Annotated in this window: 13 protein-coding genes; 8 read left to right on the forward strand and 5 right to left on the reverse strand. The window is 52.9% G+C overall.

What is annotated here, in order from left to right:
* The first annotated feature begins 92 nt into the window (after window positions 1–92).
* The 7 genes from QKW35_RS13120 (at window position 93) to QKW35_RS13150 (ending at window position 11,866) form a co-directional block, all read left to right on the forward strand.
* Window positions 93–914, forward strand: coding sequence for a response regulator (locus tag QKW35_RS13120; protein WP_282353744.1), 822 nt, complete (start codon window positions 93–95; stop codon window positions 912–914).
* Between the two features lie 60 nt (window positions 915–974).
* Window positions 975–1,340, forward strand: coding sequence for a response regulator (locus tag QKW35_RS13125; RefSeq protein ID WP_282353745.1), 366 nt, complete (start codon window positions 975–977; stop codon window positions 1,338–1,340).
* A 65-nt stretch (window positions 1,341–1,405) separates the two neighbouring features.
* Complete coding sequence (locus QKW35_RS13130; RefSeq protein WP_282353747.1) at window positions 1,406–1,891, forward strand: chemotaxis protein CheW; 486 nt, start codon at window positions 1,406–1,408, stop codon at window positions 1,889–1,891.
* An 81-nt stretch (window positions 1,892–1,972) separates the two neighbouring features.
* Complete coding sequence (locus tag QKW35_RS13135) at window positions 1,973–4,111, forward strand: methyl-accepting chemotaxis protein (RefSeq protein WP_282353748.1); 2,139 nt, start codon at window positions 1,973–1,975, stop codon at window positions 4,109–4,111.
* A gap of 32 nt (window positions 4,112–4,143) precedes the next feature.
* A complete protein-coding gene (locus tag QKW35_RS13140; RefSeq protein ID WP_282353749.1) occupies window positions 4,144–7,998 on the forward strand; it encodes a hybrid sensor histidine kinase/response regulator in 3,855 nt (1,284 codons plus the stop codon).
* A 33-nt stretch (window positions 7,999–8,031) separates the two neighbouring features.
* Window positions 8,032–8,817 carry a type IV pili methyl-accepting chemotaxis transducer N-terminal domain-containing protein gene (locus QKW35_RS13145; protein WP_282353750.1) on the forward strand — a complete coding sequence of 262 codons (786 nt, stop codon included), beginning with the start codon at window positions 8,032–8,034 and terminating at the stop codon, window positions 8,815–8,817.
* Window positions 8,818–9,181: 364 nt separating this feature from the next.
* Window positions 9,182–11,866, forward strand: coding sequence for an EAL domain-containing protein (locus QKW35_RS13150; RefSeq protein WP_282353751.1), 2,685 nt, complete (start codon window positions 9,182–9,184; stop codon window positions 11,864–11,866).
* On the opposite strand, the gene QKW35_RS13155 is transcribed toward QKW35_RS13150, so the two are convergent.
* From QKW35_RS13155 to QKW35_RS13175, 5 genes are all read right to left on the reverse strand, one after another.
* Window positions 11,851–15,297 carry an EAL domain-containing protein gene (locus QKW35_RS13155; RefSeq protein WP_282353753.1) on the reverse strand — a complete coding sequence of 1,149 codons (3,447 nt, stop codon included), beginning with the start codon at window positions 15,295–15,297 and terminating at the stop codon, window positions 11,851–11,853. The genes QKW35_RS13150 and QKW35_RS13155 overlap by 16 nt on opposite strands.
* Window positions 15,298–15,489: 192 nt before the next feature.
* Window positions 15,490–16,647, reverse strand: a complete 1,158-nt coding sequence (locus tag QKW35_RS13160; protein ID WP_282353754.1) for a type III PLP-dependent enzyme — start codon at window positions 16,645–16,647, stop codon at window positions 15,490–15,492.
* A gap of 134 nt (window positions 16,648–16,781) precedes the next feature.
* Window positions 16,782–17,384 carry a CBS domain-containing protein gene (locus QKW35_RS13165; RefSeq protein WP_282353755.1) on the reverse strand — a complete coding sequence of 201 codons (603 nt, stop codon included), beginning with the start codon at window positions 17,382–17,384 and terminating at the stop codon, window positions 16,782–16,784.
* Window positions 17,385–17,516: 132 nt separating this feature from the next.
* Window positions 17,517–18,392 (reverse strand): PhzF family phenazine biosynthesis protein, encoded by an 876-nt coding sequence (locus QKW35_RS13170; RefSeq protein ID WP_282353756.1) that lies wholly within the window; start codon window positions 18,390–18,392, stop codon window positions 17,517–17,519.
* A gap of 13 nt (window positions 18,393–18,405) precedes the next feature.
* Window positions 18,406–18,582, reverse strand: coding sequence for a DUF1127 domain-containing protein (locus QKW35_RS13175; RefSeq protein ID WP_345774495.1), 177 nt, complete (start codon window positions 18,580–18,582; stop codon window positions 18,406–18,408).
* A 164-nt stretch (window positions 18,583–18,746) separates the two neighbouring features.
* Here QKW35_RS13175 and QKW35_RS13180 point away from each other — a divergent pair, with 164 nt between their 5' ends.
* Window positions 18,747–20,195: an aminotransferase-like domain-containing protein gene (locus QKW35_RS13180; RefSeq protein ID WP_282353758.1), complete on the forward strand. Its 1,449-nt coding sequence runs from the start codon at window positions 18,747–18,749 to the stop codon at window positions 20,193–20,195.
* Window positions 20,196–20,308 lie beyond the last annotated feature (113 nt).

Below are 20,308 nucleotides of genomic sequence, written 5' to 3' on the forward strand. Positions count from 1 at the left end.
TTCGGTGCGCCGTTAATCTCCGGCGCGGACAGACTGATTATATTTTAACCAGCGCCCGGTGATCTAAATTTAGTACTCAGACAGGATAAAAGATGAATATTGGATCGTTTGGTTTTCCTGCCGACCAGCTGGTTAAACTCGAAAAAATTCTCAAGCTCTCAAAAAATAACCGCTACCTGCTGACCGAGTTTGACCCTAATCACCTACCTGACCTATTGCTTGTCTTTGGCATCGAAAACCTCGACGCCGAAGCAATTGCCGCGTTGCCACGCGGTTACCAGTCTCGCCTGATCATAGTCTCCAAAGAGAAACCAACTGATACCAGCGTTTCACACCTGGGCTACCCGCTTGTCTCATCTCGTGTTGTTCGCACCCTGGACCAGATGACCTCCGAGAACGAGGAGTACAATCCCGAAGAGTCAGCTAGCACAAATGAAGATAAGGAAAACCTGTTCCAGAAGTATGCGGCCCAGGCGGAAAGCGCACACCGCGCCGCTGAAGAAACCATCAGTGAGCGCAACGGCTATAACGTGCTGGTTGTGGACGACAGCCATGCAATGCAACAGGCCCTGGCAACGGAACTACAGAAGCTACCACAAGCAGTTGAGATTGACTTTGCCGATGATGGCGAAAGTGCACTGGAAAAAGTGGAAAGCAACCAATACGACTTTATGTTTCTGGATATCGTTATGCCGGGTATCGACGGGTTTGAAACCTGCTCCCGGATGCGCGAACAGCCAGCACTGAAGAAAACCCCGATCATTATGCTCTCCTCCAAAAACTCTCCTTTGGATGAGGTAAAGGGCATTATGTCAGGGTGCTCAACCTACCTGACCAAACCGATTAACCCGGATGAATTCCAGAAGGTGATTAATCGCGTATCCAATTGGGTAGCTGAATTTAAAAAAGACTAAAAGAACTGATTAAAAATCAGCCAATACGCGAATAAGCAAGAGAAAAGAACGGGACCCAACATGTCATCACCTAAAATCCTCGTAGTTGAAGATGATGCAGTACAGCAATTGCACATCTGTAAACTCCTCAACTCTATCGACGCAGAAGTTATTGTTGCCACCAATGGCAGCGAAGGCGTACAGAAAGCGCAGGAAGAGAAACCTGATCTGATTTTTATGGACGTGGTGATGCCAGAAGTCGACGGTTTTGCCGCATGCCGCCAGATCACCCAAGACGCCGCCACTAAAGATATTCCTGTTGTGATTGTTTCCAGCAAAAACCAGGAAGCAGACAAAGTATGGGCACAACTGCAAGGCGCTAAAGCCGTCGTCGGCAAGCCATACGACGACGAAGAGATTCTTAATCACGTACGCGAACTGTTGTAAGCAACACCCGACTTGGGAGTGAATGAATCAGTCCCGAAAATAGAAACGACCTAAGGAGACGGTAGATGGAAGCTGAACTGTTCGATCTTACAGAGCCCCCGGAGGACTTTCAGGAAGTCCGCCACGGTTTCGAAGTGGCAAGCAATCACCTGTTGGTGCCCCGCGACCTGTACTCCGAATTGATCAGCCGTCCACGTATCTGCCGCATCCCGACTACACCAATCTGGTTCAGCGGTTTTATTAACCACCGTGGTGAGACAGTGCCGATCTTCGACCTGGCAGCCCTCATTGGGGAAGGTGAAACCGACACCGGTGAGAAACCCAAGCGCTGGGTACTGCTGCTGGATGAGCAGCCTTACATGGTAGGCATCCTGCTGTCCGAGCCCCCTGCAGCCCTTGTAGCGCCAACACCACTGGATGAGACGGCCGCCAAGCACCTGAGTGAAGCGCTGCGCGCGCACACCCATGGGTACGTTGAACACAAAGGTAGGGTCTGGGCCGAACTGAACCACCGCCAGTTTTTTGCGGCGGTTAAAGAACGCTTTTCATGACACGGGGCACCGCGCCACCCTCCCCGTAGCCGCCTGTAACGGCACAGGCAAACAGATAAACTCTGACGAGGTACGAAGGTAATGAGTTCGTTTTTGGAATCTGACAGCTTATTGAAGTCCAGGAAGATTGAGAGCTTCAGTGACATAAAGATACCGACCAAGTTCTTTATGTCCCTGGCCCTCCTGGTAATCGGCCTGACATTCATGGGTGCGGCTTACTATCAGACCATCGTAATCGAGGAAAAAGCGCAGGTCCGATCTAACGAGCTGGCCGAATTCACCACACTGATCAACGGCGTCGAGATCAACATCGCCCGTGCCCGTTTCTATGAAAAAAGCTTCCAGATCGACCGAGATCTGGAACAGCTGAACCAGTTTAACGTTGCTACCAGTGTGATCGATGACAAGCTCCTCCGACTGCAGAGCCTCCTGCGTAGCGAGGAAGATAAGCAGCAGATCAAACAGTTCCAAGCGATCATAGATGACTATCAGGACACCTTCTACGACGGCTCCGAAGCTTTAATAGAAGCAGGTCTAACCTCTGACGAAGGTATCGCCAAAGAGCTGCGGGGCCTGCTGTGGGCAACGGACGCACTGATCATTTGGCTGGAACGTACATGGCTGCGTGAACAGTTCGACCAAACCCGCAGCGCCATCGACGAATATATTGCCAGCGGCGGTGTGGAGGTGACCAGCTCCGACGTGAACAAAAACCTGACCCGGCTAATCAACCAGCTTGAAGCAGCCAAGGTAACGAGCTACCAGCAGAACAAGGTGGCGGTATTGGAAAATATGCGTGAAGCGCAAGCGTTGTTTAATGAACTGTCTACAGCCATCGACCGAAGTGCCATCCAGTTCAATCGGGTGAACTTTATTATTCAGAAACTGGTACCGGCGATCGAAGAACTGAATAAGCTCACCGGCGTTTACAAGATGCAGAACGAAGATCAGCAGGCTGCCGATAGATTGGACATGGTAACCTACTTCTTTCTCTCCATGGGCCTGATGATCGTGGCGATGGCAGTCGCAATGTCGATCGCAAAATACGGTGTAATCGACCCAATCAACCGCATTCAGCAAACGGTAAACCGCGTACGTGAAGGCGACGTAACCGCGCGAAGCGAACTAGAGACCCGCGACGAGTTGGGTCAGCTGGCGACCATTCTTGACGCCCTTCTGGATGAGAAAGAGCACGCACTGTCCGAAAAAGAGGAAGAGAACCGTCGCCTTAACAGCTCCATCATCGAGTTGATCCAGAACGTATTCCGAATCAGTCAGCGGGACCTGACCGTACGTGTACCGGTAGCGGAAGACGTAACCGGCGCGATAGCCGACTCCATCAACCAGCTGGCATCTTCGATCGAATCGGTACTGCACGATGTAAATGCCGTATCCAACCGCGTAAACAACGCATCGGTGCAGGTAAAATCGCAGTCTGAAACCGTGCTGAACTATGCAACCCGTGAGCAGGAGGAGATCCTCGAAACCCTGCAGGGTCTGGACTCTGCGATCAAGGCGATGGAACTGATCTCCAAGCTGGCGTTGCTCTCCAACAACGCCTCCCAGAAAGCGATCAAGACCTCCGAAACGGCGATGGATTCCGTATCCCAGACAATCAACAGTATCACGAAGATCCGCCAGACCATTCACGAGGCGGAAAAACGTATTAAACGCCTGGGGGAACGTTCCCAGGAGATCGGCGGTATCGTAAACCTGATCAACAACATCTCCGAACGTACCCACGTATTGTCCCTGAACGCGAGTATGCACGCCGCATCTGCCGGTGAAGCCGGTCGTGGTCTGATGGTGGTTGTAGACGAGGTACAGCGTCTGGCGGAGAACTCCCGTGAAGCAACCGCGGAGATCGAAAGCCTGGTGAACAACATCCAGCTTGAGACGGCCGACACCATCAACGTAATGAACACTGTAATCACCGACGTTGTCGAGGGTACCCGTCTGGCAGAGGAAGCGGGTGAGCGTATGGATGAAACCCGTGCCACTACACAGACCCTGGTAGACTCCGTAATGCGCATCGCACAAAACTCCGTGAAGCAGGCCAAAGTGGCCGAGCAGCTGCGTGAACGTGCGAACAACATCGGTGAAACCTCCAACGCAACCAACGCCGAGATGCAGCAGCAGGCACAGCTGTCTGACGAGCTGGTACAAGCGGCAGAAGAACTTCAGCGTTCCATCAGCGTGTTTAAACTTGCTGCGTCCTGATCACCGATCAGGACCAGTTAGAGGTGGTAACTATGTCGTTTGATGCACGTACTGAGGTTGCACAGCTTTTTGATTGCCAACGGGCGTATCTCTGCAGCTCGGGTGATGAAACAGCACAATGTTATCAGGCGCTGTCCGAGCGCCTGTATACACTGATCGATGATGCCAGCGAGGCCGACCTGGCTGGCCTTGCCGATGCCCTCGCTCTCTACGGTGAACTACTCAGCCAGATCTGCCCGGACGAACGTTATCCCAGCGAGCAGACCGCGCTGGATCTGATGGTTGAAGCGAGCGGCGCGTTTAACGCACTGAGCCGGGGTAACCAGACAGCCATCGGGCAGATCACGTCACTGTTGGGCAACAGTGCTTGGCCGGAACCTGTCGCCGGCGATGACACCCAGTTTCTCGCCGAAATCCTGCAGGACGATATTCAACGCCTGAACAGAGCAGACGAAGCCGAAGATGTGATCGAGCTGGACGAAGTACATTTGGTAGAGGAGATACTGCCAGAACGCGCTACCGAGCTAAAAAGCACCGCGCACACGCCTGTTGAACTACAAACAAAGCCGGAAGCGGAAACACAATCCGGAACTCAGCCAAAGTCACCTTCAGAAGAGACACCTATAGAAGAGTCACTTACTGAAGAAGCCGCTCGTTTGTTCACTTCAGCTGAAAACAACGCTGATCAGATCAACATCCTGCACGACTTGGTTGACCGCTTCAGTGAAGAGGAACTTTCAGGTTTCGCTGACAGCTGTGCCCTCGCCGCCGAGCTATTGGACCAGGACACCAGCGACCACACACTCCGTCAGAATCTGACTGAAGCGTTCACAACCCTTTTACGCACACCGTCAGACGAGAGTGCCACGGTGTTTCTGGTCTCGCTCAGAGACGACAGCTGGCCGGAGCCGGTAGGTAGCGACGATATCGAGTTCCTGGCAGAGCTACTCGACGAGGACCGTCAGCGCCTGCAGCTCGACGCTGAGATCGATACGTTGGTGCAGTTGGAAGAAGTAACTGCTGTGGAAAGTACGCTCGCAGGGCAGACTTCAGCAAACACGGATCAAGCGCATACATTCTGCGAAATCGACTTCAGCCTACTGGAAGAAACCGGCCCTAACGTCGACCCCGCCGTGCTACAGATGCTGACCGAATCGCTCAGCGCACTGGTTGAACGCTGGCAGCAAAGCAGCACCAATGAGAGCAGTCTACTATCCGACACCATTGAGGCTCTGACCCCAATTAGCCGCGCGCTGGACACATTGCACCTGCGGGGCATTCACATCCTGCTGGGCGGCCTGGAACTGAATCTGTCGCTGCTAGATCGACAGGACAGCCAGCCCGCTGATACTTACGAACAAGTCACTCAATGTCTGCGAACCGTGCAGCAGCATCTTGGCGAGATCGAAAATCAGCAGGTCCAGAATACCCTGGTCGACCTGTGCACCAGCCCTGACCTGCCATGTCCTCTGACCGAGGAGCAAGCCGCCTTTCTGCGTGGCATGCTGGCACTGGCTTCGGTGCGCACCGTTGACGATATCACCAAACAAAACGCAACCGCAGACGACATCAGCGTCACGGTGCAGGATGATCTCGATCCAAACCTGTTTGATATGTTGGTGGCCGAGCTGCCAACGCTGATTGAAGATCTGCTAAGCAACCTACAGCAGATGATCGAAACAGACAGCCTGACCGATCTGGATACTGCCCGTCGTACGGCTCACACGATCAAGGGGCTGGGTAACATGGCCGGCATTCAGGGGCTGGCCAACCTCACCCATAGCATGGAGGACATCCTCGATATCCTGGTGGACAGTCAATCCCTGCCGGGCATTCAGCTGAAGGACGACCTGCTGGAAGCAGCCGACTGCCTGGCAGCGATGGGTGAATCGGTGACCGCACATGCAGCGCCTCCGGAGGATGCTCTAGAGGTCCTGCAAACCGTTCTGGACTGGTCCTATCTGCTGAAAACCGAAGGCGCCAATGCCGCCCAGGGTGAACGTGCAGGATCTGAAGCTCCCGCTGCGAAAGCCGAGGCGGAAAGCGCTGCAACACCGGCTGTTGAAGCCAACAATAGCCAGATACGCCGTGAAGAAAACTTCCTGCGCGTGCCGCAGTCACTGCTGGATACCCTGTTCCGTATTACCGGGGAATCCAACACCCTGACCTCCCAAGTTGACGAGGCGATCACCCAACTGCGCACCCTGACCCGCGTAAATCGTGAACGTCAGCGTCACTTGCAGCGAATCATCTTCGAACTGGAGCAGCAGTTAAACGAATACTACACCCTGCATCCCGAGCTTGATCCGGCCTCCGAAGGTTTCGACCCGCTGGAGATGGACAACTACAACGAGATGCACACCAGTCTCTCCCGTTTGCATGAATCTGCCGCCGACGTTCGTGAAGTCGAGCAAGAAATGGATGAACAGATCCGTAACCTGACCGATCTGCACGTAACCCAGACGGGCCTGCAAAAAGAGAACCTGGCAAATATCCTCAGCACCCGACTGGTTGCCGTGAAATCAATCAGTTCCCGTGTACAGCGCATCATGCGCCAAGCTTGCCGTGCCGCCGGTAAACAGGCTCGCCTGGTGATTGAGGGTGACGAGGTACAGATCGATAGCCAGATCCTGGCCCAGCTGACCGACCCACTAATGCATATCATCCGTAATGCGGTCGACCACGGCCTGGAAACACCGGAAGAGCGCGTAGCGTCTGGCAAGCCGGAGGAAGGCAACCTGACCCTGCGCTTTGTGCAGGAAAACGATCAGATTCTGGTGAGCTGTAGCGATGACGGCGCTGGCATCGATACCGATAAAATCCGCCGTGTAGCAAGTGAGAAAGGCCTGATTGAAGAGCACACCCTGCTCAGCGATGCGGAATTGCAACGTCTGATTCTGGTACCGGGTTTCTCTACCCGCGACGAAGTCAGCCAGCTCTCGGGGCGCGGCATCGGCATGGACGTGGTATACCAGCAGATCATGCGTATGCAGGGCACTTTGAAAATAGACTCCGAACGTGGCCAGGGCTCACACTTTGAGCTGAAGATGCCGTCCAGCTCCCTGATGATCCGGGCTCTGCTGGTGCGTGCAGGCCGCCAGCTCGTCGCCCTGTCCAGCCACGGTATCGAACAGAGTATTCTTTCACTCGACGGCGAGCGTCACGATAGTGAAAGCGGCGAGCGTTTCGTGGTGGGCGAAGAGGAATATCCGCTGCTGAGCCTCGAGATGCTGCTGGCCGAACCCCGTGGTGAATACACCGAGGGCGCCATCCATCCGGTGCTGATCATCAACCTGGGTCAGGGCGAAAAAGTCGCCCTGATGGTGAAAGAGATTGTTGCCCACCGCGAGCTCGTCTTTAAAGAGATGGGTGAGTACGTACCGGATATCCCGGGTATCCCAGGTGTCACCATACTGGCCAACGGTGAAGCCGCACCGATTATCGACTTACCATCCCGCATCCTGCATCAGCAGTCTTCCCGCATCGAATACCAGGAGTTGCTGGAGCAACATTCTGTGCCGGAACTGCCGAAACTGATGGTTGTAGATGATTCGATCAGTGCCCGCAAATCATTGGCAACACTGCTGAAGGATACCGGTTACGAAGTCTCCACCGCGATTGACGGCCTGGATGCACTGAACCAGATTCGTAAAGATCCACCCGACCTTGTCCTGACCGATCTGGAGATGCCACGTATGTCCGGTATCGAGCTGTCGTCCGCGCTTCGCAACAATGCGGCGACTCAGGATCTTCCAGTGATCATGATCACCTCCCGATCTACTGAGAAACATCGCGAGGAGGCCACGGCCGCGGGTGTTTCCGAGTATCTAACCAAACCCTGGACCGAGGAGGGCCTGCTTAGCCGGATTCAAAACCAGCTGGGATAGCCCTGTCTTAGGAATTTAAATGTCAGAGTGAAGATGATGAACAATAAGAATATTCTCACGATGATCGGCACCTTGTTTACCCTGCTTAGCTTGGGCTTAGCAGGTAGTGCCCGTGCCGAAATAGCCTCACCGGAAGAGGCCCTGTTAAAAGCCAGCGAAGCCCGCATGTATACCCAACGAATGCTGAAAAACTACGCACTTGTCGGCCAAGACATACGGGCACGCAAAGCTGACGCCGAGCTGCAGGAAACGATCTCGGCCTTTGAGAATCATATGAGCGAGCTGCGTAACTTCGCCAATGATGACACCACCCGCGCAAGCCTAAGTGCCGTAACCACACTGTGGGAAAAGGCAAAACCCGAGCTGACCAAGGCTCCGAGTAAAACCAGCGTGGAAAATGTGCGTGAGCAATTTGATGCGCTGCTGCAAGGCTCGACCCAGGTGATCAACTCCATCATCGCCGCCAATCAACCGGCAAACAGCAAGTTGATCCAACTCAGCGGTCGTCAGGCGATGCTGAGCCAGAGAATCGCGGGCACATACGCGTTGATGGCCTGGGGTTATCAGGACAAATACCGCAGTAGTTACGAGAAAAGCTACGCCGACTTTCAGAAAACAATGGACCTGATGGAAGGCATTGTCCCTGTCAACATCGATGCGGATAAATCGGCTGCTGCACTCAAGAAGATCAAACGCCAGTTCAAAAGGGTGCAGCTCGCAAAGGGAGATACGTTTGTGCCGGGCCTGGTAAACCGCTCCTCAGAAAAGCTGCTGGATACTATCAACAACGCCAGTAATATCTTTACAGGCCTGAACTAAACGAAAGCGTGTATCCTCTCATGGTCGTACGCCCTGCCAAGCGCAGGGCGTTCCATTTTATTCCAAGAGCCGACATGCGTTTTAATTGATCCAGATCAACACTCTAAAAAATCAAAAATACCCCGTTAGAAAAAATTAAAAAAACCTTACTTTTCAGTATTTTAACAAAATAATCCTGCAAAAAGCGCAGCATAACCAAACGCAAAACCACCCATCCGCCTACTCTTTGCAATAGCCACCACTGTTTGAATCTACTAGTATCTGTAGTGCTTTTTGGCGGCGATTCCGCTCTTGGATACACCTTCTGTATCGACATACACGAAACGGAATTCAAACACGGGCAAGGTTGCGCTAGACGATCCGAATGATGATGTATGACTCTACATATTTTGCATTAGCGAATAACGCGGCACTCCTGTTGGCCATGGGCGCCATCTACGATGCGGTGCTGCTGTCTTCACGCGCATCCATTCCCTATAAGTCACATTTCAGTGGTATCGCGTTGGGACTTATCGGTATTGCGATCATGGCCACCCCGATGCAGATCACGGATGGAGTGATCATTGATAGTCGCTCGGTTCTGCTGTCTACAGCAGGTCTGTTCTTTGGCCTGATCCCCACCCTTGTGACAGCCCTGTTTACGGTACTGTTTCGCATTTTGGAGGGTGGCCAGGGGATGCTGGCAGGTATCGCCTTTATTCTCTCGTCCGGGGCCATTGGTTTAATCTGGCGCCACTACCGCAACACCCAAGGGCGGACGTTACACTGGACCGAACTGTATATCTTTGGCCTGGTAGTCCATCTGGTCATGCTATTGATAACCCTTATTTTCCTGCCTGAGAGTATCGCCATTGGCGTCACTTCAGGCATCACATTGCCGGTCTTGCTGCTCTACCCGGCCGTGACCGTGCTGCTGTGTATGGCCCTTAGCCACCAGCGGACCCGTAAAGAAACGGAAGAAGCCCTGCGTGCCAGCGAATTAAAACACCGTCGTACGGCAGACCAGTTGCAGGCGACACTGAAAACTATTCCGGATCAACTGTTTGAGATTGATTTGGATGGGCATTACTACGACTGCAGTCAGATCACCAAAACCGGACGCGACGCTCAGTCAGCACCCATCCTGACCCATCACATCGAACAAATTATGCCAGCTGAAGCCTGTGATGCGCTGCTTCAGGCCCTGCAGGATGCCAAGATCAACGGCCGAAACCACGGCACCCAGATCACCCTCAACGGCAAGGACGGCCCCCGCTGCTACGAACTCTCCATCGCCCGCCGTCACACCCGTGCTGATGAAGCGCCGCGATTTGTTGTATTGTCGCGGGATATCTCTGACCGCAAGAAAGCGGAACAGGAACTCCATATCGCGGCCACTGCTTTTAACTCGCAGGAAGGCATGATCATCACCGATACCGATCATAAGATTTTGCGCGTCAACAACGCTTTTAGCGAAGTCACAGGCTACAGCGCCGAAGAGGTCGTGAACAAAAGACCATCCCTGCTGAGTTCCGGGCGCCACGACCGGGAGTTCTACGACAAAATGATGCACGACCTTGATGAGAACCGGTACTGGCAGGGCGAGATCTGGAACAAACGAAAGAATGGCGAAATTTACCCTGAATGGCTGACCATAACCGCGGTTACCGACGACCAGGAAAAAGTCACCAACTATGTGGCTGCCTTCATGGATATTACCCAGCGCAAGCAGGCGGAAGCGGATATACACAACCTGGCATTTTATGACTCCCTAACGGGCTTACCCAACCGACGGCTGCTACTGGACCGTTTGAAGCAGTCACTCATGCTACGCAAACGACGCACACAGCTTGGCGCGCTGATGTTTATCGACCTGGACAACTTCAAAACCCTCAACGACACCCGCGGTCATGACGTAGGGGATAGCCTGCTTGTGGAGGTTGCCAAGCGCCTGCGCAGCTGTGTCCGTGAGGTTGATACCGTAGCCCGCCTGGGCGGGGATGAATTTATTATCATTCTGGAAGAGCTGAATCAGGACTATCAACAGGCAGCATCGGACGCCGAACTGGTTGCAGAAAAAGTGGTTGCGGCTCTGAATGAACCCTACCGCCTCAAGCAAGGCGACTATCATGGTACTGCCAGCATCGGCCTGAGCCTATTCGATCATCGTGACAAGAGCGCCAAGGACCTCCTAAAACGCGCCGACGTTGCCATGTATCAGGCAAAGGAATCCGGTCGCAACACCTTGCGCTTCTTCGATCCGAAGATTCAACAGGAGCTGTACCTGCAGGCCGAAATCGAAACAGAGCTGAGACGTGCACTTACCGAAGACCAACTGGAACTTTATTTCCAGGTTCAGGTTCAGCATGGCGAAGCAACAGGCGCTGAAGTCCTGCTACGCTGGAACCACCCGTTAAAAGGCATGATTCCGCCCGCACAATTTATTCCTCTTGCCGAACAGACTGGGCTGATTGTACAGGTGGGTACCTGGGTAATGGAGCAGGCCTGCAAACAGCTTACACTTTGGGCCACAGACCCCGAATTGAATACACTCACCCTGTCCGTCAATGTAAGTGCCCACCAGTTCAGCGCACCGGATTTTGTAGCGACGGTCGAGCGCATTCTTCAAGAGACTGGGGCTAGTCCTGACTTGCTGAAATTGGAGCTAACTGAAAGTGCTGTGCTGAACGATGTTGAAAGCACCGCCGATAAGATGATGCAACTAAAGGAACTGGGTATTCACTTCGCAATTGATGACTTTGGCACCGGCTACTCCTCTCTATTCCACCTGAAACACCTGCCCGTGGATCAGTTGAAAATTGACCGCTCCTTTGTCCGCAACATTACCGATGACCCGGATGACCTGGCGATTGTGCAAGCGATCATCGCCATGGCCCATAATTTGGGCATTGGCGTGATTGCGGAGGGGGTAGAGACAGAGGCTCAGAAAGCCTGCCTGCAGCGACGTAACTGCAACAGCTTCCAGGGTTACCTGTTCAGCCGCCCGGTCCCTCGGGCACTGTTTGAAGAATACAAACGAATGAATGACAGTTGTCAGGAGATGGCATAAGCCTGGCTTCGTTTACGGGCTAGAAACGCCTCCACCTCTTCCGGTGGCATCGGACGCGCAATGTAGTACCCTTGCGCCAGATCGCAGCCACGGGCCCGTAGGAATTGAAGCTGCTGATCCGTTTCAACCCCTTCGGCCACCACCTTCAGCCCGAGATTTTTAGCCATCGCGATGATCGCCGAGGCTATCTTTTCATCGTCCGAATCCTGAGGAATATCGCTGATAAAGGAACGATCAATCTTCAGCACATCGACCGGCAATTGCTTGAGATAGCTCAGTGACGAATACCCCGTGCCGAAATCGTCGATCGATATACTAACGCCCAGCTCACGCAACTTCGTCAACGCTTCGATTACACCTCCATCGCTGGTGTTCATCACATAACTTTCTGTGACTTCCAGTTCCAACAGCGCCGGTGACAATCCGCTGGCCGTGAGCGCCCTCTCCACCTGATCCACAAAATCCCTGCGCATAATCTGTATGCCCGATATGTTCGCAGCCACTTTTATCTCTATTCCCTGCTTACTCCAGTATCGGGCTTGGGCACAGGCACTGTTCAGTATCCACTCCCCCATCTGCACGATCAGACCAGTTTCCTCAGCAAGAGGAATGAACTTGTCCGGCGAAACCAGTTCACCGTCCGGTCGTTGCCAGCGTACCAGCGCTTCGACAGTGACTACCTTATCGTTGCCGGTTTCAATCATCGGCTGGTACTGCAATATCAATTGCTGCTGCTCAATTGCCTTTCGCAGCTCCTGTTCCAGTCGGAAGTGTTCATGGCTACTCTGACTCAGCTCCGGTGAATAGAATGCATAGGTATTACGTCCACTTTCTTTTGCCGAGTACATCGCCGTATCGGCATGCTTAAGTAACTGATCAGACGAACAACCATCTTCAGGAAAGACACTGAGACCGATGGAACACCCCACAACAGCCTGATGCCCACTCAGGTCGATCGGTTGGTTGAGCGAGTCTTTGATCTTATCCGCTATGGACGCCAGCATATCGGGGCGCTCGATGTCCTCCAGCAAAACCGTAAACTCATCCCCACCCAAACGAGCCACGGTGTCTGCCTGGCGTACACAGGCATTCAGGCGTGTAGCGACCAGTTTGAGGAGATTATCCCCCTGATCGTGACCCAACGTGTCGTTTACATATTTAAAGCGATCCAGGTCGATGAAGAGCACACCCAGCATGCTTTCCTGACGGGTCGCACGTTCAATCGCATGTTTCAAGCGGTCATTAAAGAGAATACGATTGGGCAACCCGGTTAACACATCGTAGTGGGCAAGGTACTGGATACGCTCTTCCGAACGCTTCTGCTCGGTAATATCGGTGAATACGCTGATGTACTGCTGTACCCCCCCTTCTTCATCCACAACCTGCTCAATACTTTGCAAGCAGGGGAACACCACTCCCTTCCGACTGCGATTCCAGACTTCGCCCTGCCAGGAGCCAGCCTGGTTTACCTGCCACCAGAGCTGCTCGATAAATCGATCGTCATGATGGCTTGTACAAAACAACTCATCCGGTTTTAAACCAATCACTTCAGACTCGCTAAAGCCGGTAATTTCCGTAAAGCCGCGATTCACCTTCACCACACGCCGCTCAGCATTCGCAATAAGAATACCTTCGCGCGTATTTTCGAATACACTCGCCGTCATCTGCAGCTGGCTAACCAGAATTTGCCGTTGCAGCTCAGCACTGACATGGGTCGAGGCTATTTGCAGCAGCGAGCCAATGCTTTCGATACCTTTTAGCGGTTTCTCATCCAGTAAAACCACCACCCCCACACACTGTCCGGCCGTATCGTGCAGCGGCACACCGGCATAGCTCTCAACGCCCATCTCAACCAGCATCTGATCATTGGGAAACAACTGTTGGACATCCTGGGGATAGACACAGGCCCGATTCTGAATGACGTTCTCACACGGGGTGTTTGCCAGCAGGTAGTTGAAGTTATCCGGGTGTTTACCGTTGGCATAAACCGCCAGCGTGCGCACTTCGCCGGTGCTATCGGAGAGCAACTTGCCGATGATGGCGTACGAACAACCAAACGAACGACACAAGAAGCAGACCATCGCCTCGAAATACTTTTCACCACTCAGGCCTGCGACATCCTCCGACAGCCCTCTGAAAAACAGCTCAATCCGTTTCCGCTCGGTGATATCCTGAATGGTACCGTCCAGCCGGCCTATTTCGGATTGCAGGCGCCCCTGTAGCTCCACATGCCGCAGCTCACCGCTGTCCATCATGATGCGATGCTCCAGACACATCCTGCTACCCAAATCGAGGGCCTGCTCGATGGCAATACGCACATCCGTGCGATCATCCCGGGGGACGCGCTCCAGAAAGTTCTCGAAGGTGAATTCCGATTCCCCTTTGGATATGCCCAGAATTCTGAAAACCTCATCACTCCAGTGCGCTTCGTGCGTATCCGGACACCATTGCCACGAACCAATCCGTGCGATGCGCTGCGAATCGAGCAGCTTGGCTTCATTCAGGCGCAGAGCCAGTTCAGCCTTTTTTCGTTCAGTTACCTCAAATCTCAATCGCCCTATCCAGACGAGCGAGAGTACAACCATCAGCACGCACACCACTGCGACAGCGAGCACGACCGCGATAAATGTCAGAAAACGCTCCTCCACTGCGGTAGGCAGCGTAAACCAGCTACTTTGTACCGCCCGGTGTTGTCGATCACTGATGGTCATAAGAGATTTATTTAAGATCGATACCAGCTCCGGCCAGTCCTTGCGCACAGCCATGCCTAGCTGAAACGAATAAGGAGTATGCGCAGCAACCTGCAGATTGGTTAGCCCAAGGGTACGTATCATATAGGTGGCGGAGGCCAGATTACCCACAAAGTAGTCAATCTCCCCCAGCGCCAGCTTTTCCAGCCCCTGCGCCAGAGTCTTGGTCGGTACCAGATACAACTCGGGATGGTTCTTTTTCAATAGCTCGTGCGAAACGTATTGATTGACGACACCCACGCTGGAACCACGTAACGCGCTTAATCCTCCAATGGCGCTGTGATTACGTTGACTGATGATGACCATTGGAAAGTTGAGGTAGGTGGAGGTGAAATCCAGATACTGGCGCCGGGCATCTGTAGGCATAGCCGCAGGCAACAGATCGACATCACGCGACCTAACCGCCTTCAACACCTCCGGCCATGTAAGATTGGGGGTTACCACCATCTTAACGCCGAGGCGTTCGCTGATGAGGCCAATATAATCTGCTGCCAACCCTTTGTATTCACCACCGTCCAGATACTCAAACGGCGGCCACTGGGGATCAACGCCCAATCGGATAACCGGGTGCTGCTTTAACCAAGCCCGTTCTTTGTCCGTCAGCTCATTCCATTCATCCGCCCACAGGGGCAAGGCGAACAGCAACATCACAAAGAACGTAACGAGCGGCTGTCTGCTCATACACTGTTTACCTGAGTTGAAACCGTATACCCAGACACCGATAGGCATCCTTCTGTTTTACGACTTGTCCTTAGGCTCACCGAAGGTCCGGTGACACGTTATCGACTGTGTAAGAATAGACAGAAATATATAAAAACGCAGAGAAGTACGGGCCAGAAGTCACCTTCGGACCCGCTTTTTGAGGAAATAGTGTTACAGAACGTAGTACTTCAGCGGAGGGAAGCCGTTAAATTCAATCGAGCTGTAACTGGTGGTGTATGCACCGGTTGAGAGCCAGTAAATTTTATCGCCTTCCTGCATCGAGAGCGGCAGGCTGTATTTGTGATCTTCATACATGATATCCAGGCTGTCACAGGTTGGCCCCGCCAGGATCACCTCTTCCTCTTCACCCTCCCGATCGGTGTGGATCTGATACTTGATCGCTTCACCCATGGTTTCAATGAGGCCATTGAACAGCCCCACGTCGGTATAGACCCAGCGCTCCAACGCGGTAGCCGATTTACGGGAGATCAACACAACTTCGGATACCAGTACACCAGCATCACCCACCAGGGAGCGTCCAGGCTCCAGAATGATCTCTGGAATCGCCTCACCGAAATCCTCTTTCAGGAAGCGGGTGATCTCTTCTACGTATGTATTGAACTCATTAGTCTTGTGTAGATAACTCGCAGGGAAACCACCGCCCATGTTGATCATCTTCAGGGTAATACCGTGCTCTTCTGCCAGACGATCGAAGATTACTTTTACTTTGGCGATCGCACCGTCCCAAACATCGATATCACGTTGCTGGGAGCCCACATGAAAAGACACACCATAAGGTTTAAGCCCCAGATCACGAGCCAGCACTGCCAGCTCAATCGCCATTTCCGGGTTGCAACCAAATTTTCGGGACAGCGGCCAGTCGGCACCTTCTGAACCTTCCGTCAGGACACGGATGTACACACGGGCACCCGGCGCATGTTTGGCAATATTCCGCAGATCCGGTTCAGAATCGGTCGCAAAGAGGTCAATGCCACGCTCGTGGAAATATGCCACATCGCGGGCTTTCTTGATGGTGTTACCGAAGCTCATACGATCCGGTGACACCCCAAACTTCATCACTTTATCCAGCTCGTAGGTGGAAGCGATATCAAAGTTGGCACCGCGTTCAGCAAGCAGTTCGATTATCTCGTCTGCAGGGTTAGCCTTAACCGCGTAGAAGATACGTGCATAGTCGAACCCCTGTTTGAGCTCGTCGTACTTCTCTTTAATGCTGTTGAGATCAAGCGCCAGAAACGGCGTCTCGTGGGTTTCCGCAAGCTTTTTGATCTTCTGCCACACCTGCGGGCACATCTTCTCAGCAACGTTCATCTATATAGGTACTCACAGAGTATTCGGGGGATCACCCCAAGGTTGAGAAACACAGCCACCCCAGGATAGTGGCAGCTGTTCAGACGGATTTTGCGGCGAAGTATAGTGCAACAATGAAACGTGGCAAATATTTTTTAGGACTCTTGACCACGCTTAATTAAACGCTCAATTTCATTAAATGAATTGGCTTCATACATCACTTCAAAGTTGATGCGCAGGTAGCGGGAAATATCACTGGCAGAGATGATTCCACGGATGCGAGTGTGGCCCGGCTCTTTCTCATCCGTCACCAGCACGTGGTGATCACCTGAACTTTTCATGGTGAGCATCACGTCACCAATTTTGGCACAACGCACCTGGTCAAAGGTCAGCGCCTTCATGTGAAGAGCGTCAAGCATCAGGTGACGCACCTCGACCTTATCGCGTCCACAGTTATGCTGTTGCATCACGCTGTGAGGCTTCTCGCTCTCGATATCCGAAGAAGACACCACACCACTCAACTGATGATCACTGTTCACTGCAAACAGCATACGCACATGCTGGGTTTTCATGTGCTCTAATGCTTCATCAATCTGTAGAGATTCACCGACCGTTACCGGCCAGGTTCGTTCAAAGTCGGTCATCACCTCTAAGGCAGGACTGCGCAAAGAACCTGGCTTACGCTCATGGTCAGGCGTTACAAGCTCACGTACACCATCCAGGTTGCCCAAACGGATAGGGTAGAATTCTTGAAACATCGTCACGCCTCCGATCTGTATCTTATAGTTATCGCTACAGCATAGCCTGTCGTGGTGCCGTTGTCTTTCGCATTTGTGCCTTCTTTTTTAACAACTTAGCGGACTCTCCTTCAGCAGCTACGCTGCAAGAAACTACAACAGAAAGCGCCCCTCACTGATTAGCACCGATTGCCCAGCCACCGACAGTTCAGTTACTGCCCCCTCATTAAGACCCGCCCTACATTCAATGCGGCTTGGACGCCCCATACGCATCCCCTGTTCCACCACAAAACTCAGTACACCCTCCTGAATAGATTGCTGTGCAGTTTCCAGTGCAAGCGCCCCTGTGAGGGCAGCCGCAGCACTGCCCGTCGCAGGATCTTCCGGGATACCAAATGCCGGACCAAACATACGGGTGTACAGCTGTCCGCCCCCTTTCCGGCTAAACAGGTACAAATCACTCAGGGACTTGTCAGGAAAACGTTCCTTCCAAACACCCAGGTTTAGCTCGGCCCGATCCACGCTTGCCTGATCGGCCAACTCGAGCATCTGAAACGGGATACCACAACTCGACACAAAGGGCCTGCGTACGACTGCTTCTTCAGGGACACCCAACAGGTTCACCACATCTTTCTCCGTTAGATGTGACTCAGAAACTTCTGGCAACTGTGCAACGTTGAAGCGCGTGAAGCCCTGCTGCAGCGATACCTCCACTGGCACATCACCCACGCCCTCTTTCAGCACCAACTGTTCACCACTCGCCAATCCTAGCTTCGCCAGCAGGAACGCTGTACCTACGGTTGGATGCCCTGCAAATGGCAATTCACTTGCAGGCGTAAAAATCCTGATCGGAAACTGGTTCTCGTTCATTGGATCCCCAACAAACACCGCCTCCGACAAATTAAGCTCACGGGCAATCTGTTGCATGGTGGCACCGTCGATACCTTCTGCGTGGGGAAAAACCGCCAGCGGGTTGCCGCCAAATCTCACATTGGTGAATACATCCAGCGTGTAATAACTGTAATTCATTTCAACTCTCCTTTTATTGTCGCCAGAACGGCTTGTTACCTTCATGCTGTGCCAGTGCCCGGGTCAGCCCTATATCCTTTAACATCCGGTCATCCAAAGCCAGTAAATGACGACGTTGACGATAGCGTGCGTACCAGCAGCCACCCGTCTCCACTATCCGGCTTAATCTCTTGGCCATCCTTCTGTTCATAGCAACCTCCCCCGTAGTAATTCACAGGAGAAAAGTTTAAGCTGGCGCAAAAAACCATTACAGATTCAAAACCAGACAATCTCAACCAGTACAGATTAGAGCTTACTTGAACTGTACCGGTTACTTTTAACACGATCTGTACCGGTAGCAGGAGGATTTACGGCGTGGCAGACAAACTGTACGAGCAGGTAGCGGATGAACTCATCACCCGCATTGAAGGCGCTTATTACAACGTCGGCCAGAAGCTACCCTCAATTCGTGACCTATCGAAGGAATATGGCGTCAGTATCTCGACCGTGCAGGAAGCGTATCGCCTGCTTGAAGAGCGAGGTTTTACGGAGATACGCCCAAAATCAGGCCATTTTGTTAAAGCCCGCAACACCCAGCTCGTACAACCGAATATCCGATCATTGCCCCAGAAACCGGTAGAGATATCGGCTTGGCACGACATCATGGCAATGCTCGAAGCGGATGATACCGGTGATATTCTCAATCTGGGCTGGGCGGTACCGGATCTGGACAGCCCCACCCTAAAGCCCCTCACCAAAGAACTGGCCGACATCAACCGTCGACAGGGAATGCGTAACTACGCCTACGATTCCTTCCGCGGTAACGTCAAACTGCGGCGCCAGATCGCCCGCCTGGGTGTGGATGCAGGACTGCAGCTGCATCCGGACAAGATCCTGATTACCAACGGCTGCCAGGAAGCCCTGTCGTGCAGTTTGCGCGCAGTTACTCAACCGGGGGATGTGGTCGCCGTTGATTCACCGTTTTACTTCGGTGCGGTACAGATTATTGAAGCCTGCGGTCTGAAAGCGATCGAGATCCCCAGTCACAAAGACACCGGTATCAGCCTGGAAGCGATGGAGCTGGCACTCTCCCAGTGGCCGGTGAAAGCCCTGGTACTAACGCCCACCTGCAACAACCCGCTGGGCTACTCCATACCGGAAAAGGATCGCCCAAGGATCGTTGAGATCTGTAATAAGCACGATGTGGTGTTGATCGAAGATGACATCTACGGCGACCTCTCCTTTCAATATCCCCGTCCTCGCAGCCTGAAATCCTTTGATACCGAAGACCGCGTCATTTTGTGCTCTTCGTTTTCCAAAACCGTTGCGCCCGGATTACGGGTCGGCTGGGTGATACCCGGTCGCTATCAGGAGCAGATACTGCATATCCGCTATATCTCCAGCATCAGCATCTCCACACTACCGCAACTGGCGATGGCCGAATTTATCGCTCAGGGTGCCTATGAACGTCATTTGCGCCGCATGCGCAGTAACTATCAGCGCGGCCGGGATATCCTGATCGAGTTGATCCAACGCTATTTCCCTGAGGGCACCCGCATGACCTACCCGCAAGGCGGTTTTGTCATCTGGGTAGAACTGCCGGGTGATATCGATACCATGGAACTGAATCGTCGGGCACGTGCACAAGGTATCAGCTTCGCACCTGGCCAGGTATTTACGACAACCGACAAGTATCGGAATCAGATGCGCCTGAACTACAACAAATGCCCATCCGAAGAAGTGGAAGATGCGATTCGCATCCTGGGTAAATTAATCAGAGAGATGATAGGTGCCAACGCCGAAAGCACGGACGCTCAAACCTGAGAAGTTGGATTAGCGGAGCAGGTATCGTAAAAAATGGCTAAGGCAATGCGGCACAGCACTTGCCTAGCAGATCAAAAGCTCATTCAGCATGCGGCTGACACTTCACACATAGG

Source organism: Pontibacterium granulatum, from assembly GCF_029961155.1.
Lineage (GTDB): Bacteria > Pseudomonadota > Gammaproteobacteria > Pseudomonadales > Balneatricaceae > Pontibacterium > Pontibacterium granulatum.

Bases quoted from the DNA above. Each gene is read 5' to 3' on its own strand.
- QKW35_RS13170 (WP_282353756.1), bottom strand. From the start codon at position 18,392: ATGAATTACAGTTATTACACGCTGGATGTATTCACCAATGTGAGATTT.
- QKW35_RS13145 (WP_282353750.1), top strand. From the start codon at position 8,032: ATGATGAACAATAAGAATATTCTCACGATGATCGGCACCTTGTTTACC.
- QKW35_RS13120 (WP_282353744.1), top strand. From the start codon at position 93: ATGAATATTGGATCGTTTGGTTTTCCTGCCGACCAGCTGGTTAAACTC.
- QKW35_RS13150 (WP_282353751.1), top strand. From the start codon at position 9,182: ATGATGATGTATGACTCTACATATTTTGCATTAGCGAATAACGCGGCA.
- QKW35_RS13165 (WP_282353755.1), bottom strand. From the start codon at position 17,384: ATGTTTCAAGAATTCTACCCTATCCGTTTGGGCAACCTGGATGGTGTA.
- QKW35_RS13140 (WP_282353749.1), top strand. From the start codon at position 4,144: ATGTCGTTTGATGCACGTACTGAGGTTGCACAGCTTTTTGATTGCCAA.
- QKW35_RS13135 (WP_282353748.1), top strand. From the start codon at position 1,973: ATGAGTTCGTTTTTGGAATCTGACAGCTTATTGAAGTCCAGGAAGATT.
- QKW35_RS13160 (WP_282353754.1), bottom strand. From the start codon at position 16,647: ATGAACGTTGCTGAGAAGATGTGCCCGCAGGTGTGGCAGAAGATCAAA.
- QKW35_RS13175 (WP_345774495.1), bottom strand. From the start codon at position 18,582: ATGAACAGAAGGATGGCCAAGAGATTAAGCCGGATAGTGGAGACGGGT.
- QKW35_RS13155 (WP_282353753.1), bottom strand. From the start codon at position 15,297: ATGAGCAGACAGCCGCTCGTTACGTTCTTTGTGATGTTGCTGTTCGCC.
- QKW35_RS13130 (WP_282353747.1), top strand. From the start codon at position 1,406: ATGGAAGCTGAACTGTTCGATCTTACAGAGCCCCCGGAGGACTTTCAG.
- QKW35_RS13125 (WP_282353745.1), top strand. From the start codon at position 975: ATGTCATCACCTAAAATCCTCGTAGTTGAAGATGATGCAGTACAGCAA.